General features: G+C 58.8%; 5 protein-coding genes. All 5 read right to left on the bottom strand.

Features of this window, described 5'->3' with window-relative positions:
• Positions 1-70: 70 nt before the first annotated feature.
• Positions 71-1,147, bottom strand: a complete 1,077-nt coding sequence (locus AC1D1Z_RS35625; RefSeq protein WP_193446336.1) for a sensor histidine kinase — start codon at positions 1,145-1,147, stop codon at positions 71-73.
• 121 nt (positions 1,148-1,268) lie between these two features.
• A complete protein-coding gene (locus tag AC1D1Z_RS35620) occupies positions 1,269-1,544 on the bottom strand; it encodes a hypothetical protein (RefSeq protein WP_024323874.1) in 276 nt (91 codons plus the stop codon).
• A 121-nt stretch (positions 1,545-1,665) separates the two neighbouring features.
• Positions 1,666-1,890: a hypothetical protein gene (locus AC1D1Z_RS35615; RefSeq protein WP_447011039.1), complete on the bottom strand. Its 225-nt coding sequence runs from the start codon at positions 1,888-1,890 to the stop codon at positions 1,666-1,668.
• A 133-nt stretch (positions 1,891-2,023) separates the two neighbouring features.
• On the bottom strand, positions 2,024-2,233 hold the full coding sequence (locus AC1D1Z_RS35610) for a cold-shock protein (protein WP_018244551.1): 210 nt from the start codon (positions 2,231-2,233) through the stop codon (positions 2,024-2,026).
• A 268-nt stretch (positions 2,234-2,501) separates the two neighbouring features.
• The gene (gene yihA, locus AC1D1Z_RS35605; protein ID WP_011650240.1) at positions 2,502-3,155 is read right to left on the bottom strand and encodes a ribosome biogenesis GTP-binding protein YihA/YsxC; all 654 of its coding nucleotides are present in this window, start codon (positions 3,153-3,155) and stop codon (positions 2,502-2,504) included.
• Positions 3,156-3,189: the final 34 nt, after the last annotated feature.

The raw sequence follows: 3,189 nt of genomic DNA, 5'->3' as shown, positions 1-3,189 counted from the left end.
GCGCATAACCCCGAAAATCGGAATCGATTTTCGGAAAGGCTCTAGCGCGTCTGAAAAGACGCGCGGCGCTCTATCGGGCCGCTTCGGCTCTCGGGAAGACGAGGGAGACACTCATGCCGGTGTCAGGGGACGAGCTCACTTCAACCTCGGCGCGGGCATTCTGTTTCAGCGACTGTACGATCATCGCGCTCAGCTTTCCCGGTTGCGGCCAGGTTACATCCTGGGGAAGACCGACCCCGTTATCAGCAACGGTGATCCTGCATCCGGTATCGCTGACGACACAGCGGAGCGTGATTTCGCCGCCATCACGCCCCACGAAGGCATGCTTCAGCGTATTGGTGAGGAGTTCGTTGATGACGAGACCGGCCGGCATGGCGACATCGACCGAAACCGGCCAGGTATCGACCTTCATGTCCAGCCGGATCCCTTCCACCGCGTGGGCCGCCATTACCGAGGCGGCAATCTGGCTGACATAGGTGCCAAGATCGACTGTGGCGCCTTTCTCTTCGTCCGACAGCGAGCGATAGAGCAGGGCTAAAGCTTCAATCCGCCCGGCAAGCCGTGCAAACCTCTCGCTTTCCTCATTCTGTTGAGCATTGCGCGCCTCCATTCGGATGAGCGCCGTGATCATCTGAAGATTGTTCTTCACGCGATGTTGAAGTTCCCGCAGAAGGACATCTTTCTCCGTCAGCAGTTCGCTGAAGCTCTCAGCGGCCGTCGCCTCATTGCGGGCAGCAAAGGCCACCAATCGGAAGAGTGGCGTGTCATCGTCGTCGACGATCGTATTCGACCAGACATCGACAATGACGGTGTTCTCGGGTTCGGCCGCCAGCGAGAAGGCACCAATATACTCCTCCGCAGAGGTCACAGCGGCCGTGAGCGGCACCTCTCCGGAGACGGCGATGGACTCCAATTCAATTTCCGCCCAGGGTTTTCCCTGGACCGCGGTTGCCTCAAGCGCCGTCAGCCGTTCGAATTCGAGGTTGACGTAAATCAGCGGCTCGTCGCCACCGAGTTCGGAAACAGCCACCGCGAATGGCACATGATCGAGAAAGTGTCGAAACCGGTCGTCATCGAGGGCTTCGGCAAGATGGGGCAAGTTGCCGACGCCTTCCGGCGAAATCGGCGGGTCTTTGCTATCGGTCATCAAATATTACTCGTGGACGCGGCTGCTCCCGCACGGCAGGAGAACTAGGGTTGCTTCAAAAACTGCGGGGACGCAAGCGTTGATCGGCGGCTCGTCCATCGATTGCCGGCCCCAGGGTGATTTAAGCCCGGTCATAGGTAAATGACGTCAGCAGGGTCGTGACGAAATTGCTCGCCCTTTCCTTGACCAGGACTTCCGTCCATTCATCAGTCCCGCGCAGCCGCAAATCCGTGTAAATGCTGTCGACGGCCGCTTCTTCGATACGTTTGATATGGGTCCTGAACGACGCTTCGCCGCCGCCGTGATACATGTCTCTGATTACCATGCGCAGGATCTCCTGAATGGCGATCTGCCAGGCCGTATTGATCGATTGAAGTTCGTTCGCAGTCTCTGCCATTGACGCTTCCTTGGTTCGAGTGAGTGCCAGCACGCCTTCGGCCATGCTGCAGCGCGCGATCTGCAAGCCCGTCATTTCAGACGCGGTTTAAGTCTCGAGCCCTGTCGATCGGGTGGTGATCTCAGCGAGCCCTGGCGCGTTTGGCAATGAGGACAGAGGTTGCCGACACCCGGTCACTCTGTTCCCTCGCAAGCCGGGCTTCCCGCAGCCGCAACGTCTTTGCCTGCTGCGATTGGGCGTCGGATTCGAGCTCTTCGGCCGCCTGGTTCTTCGCGAAGAACTGGGTCTGGACGCTGCCGAAGGCAATCTCCGCCCGCTGGCGAGATTTGCTGTATGTCTCTGTCATGTTGGCTCCGATACGGGAGGGCTCGACGCGCGAGCGAAAACAAAAAAGGCCAGGCAAATCGCCTGGCCTTGGATTGATAACGTGCTTCCGGCAGTGCCAGTACATCCGTGGTCAAAGGGAAGCAGATACCGATTTAAGCGTTCTGGAGATTGCAAGCGGACATCTTGCCCGACTTGTTGTCACGCTCGAGGTCGAAGCCGATCTTCTGGCCTTCGACGAGGTCGCGCATTCCGGCGCGCTCGACGGCGGAGATGTGAACGAAGGCGTCGTCGCCGCCATTATCAGGCTGAATGAAGCCGAAGCCTTTGGTGGAATTGAACCATTTAACTGTGCCAGTGGCCATGATGATGAACCCTTTCATAGCAATATTGAAAAACCGCAACGCCAAGGCGATGCGGATGGTGATAGCGATTTTTGAAAGGAAGTTCGTTCAGGGCGCGGTGCCAATCGCGCGATAACCAAGCCAGCAAGCAAAATTCGATGCTCGCTATCTAGCTCATCAAGCTTGCGTCGTCAACCGTTAGTTTTCCATTGGCGCTAAGTTCAACTATGGGATGTCGCGAAAGCCTTTACACCAAACAGGGCGCCGCGTCCGGGGCGCGTACGCCCTCTTACTTCCAGCGGGCGATGCCGACGGTTTCGGCGATCGCCTGGCGCAATTCGTCCAGCCCATCGCCCTTTTCGGACGAAGTGGACAGCACGCCGGGATAGGCGGCCGGGCGCTTGCGGATCTTTTCCGCCGTTTCCGCAAGCAGCTTCGGCACGCCAGCCGCCTTGATCTTGTCGGTCTTGGTCAGCACGATCTGATAGGAGACCGCGGCCTTGTCGAGCAGATCAAGCACGTCATCGTCGTTCTTCTTGATGCCGTGGCGGCTGTCGATCAGCACATAGACGCGCTTCAGCGTCGCGCGGCCGCGCAGGTAATCGAAGACGAGCTTGGTCCACTTGTCGACTTGCTCCTTCGGCGCCTGCGCATATCCATAGCCCGGCATGTCGACAATCGCCGTCGGCGGCAGGTCGCCGCCTTCGCCGGAATAGCCGTCCGGCACGAAATAATTGAGTTCCTGCGTGCGTCCCGGCGTGTTCGAGGTGCGCGCCAGGCCCTTCTGGCCGACCAGCGCATTGATCAGCGAGGATTTACCGACATTCGAGCGACCGGCAAAGGCCACTTCCAACGGCCCTTCCGGCGGCAGGAAGTTCAGGGACGGTACGCCGCGGATGAAGATCCATGGGTGGCCGAAGAGCGGCTTTTCGGTTTCGGGCATGCGRGCTCTGCAATCTCTGGGTTGGGTCTTTTAC

Source organism: Rhizobium sp. P1_E1 (assembly GCF_056406015.1).
The sequence above is the reverse complement of the archived record's forward strand: the minus strand, read 5'-3'. Positions and strand labels throughout refer to the sequence as shown.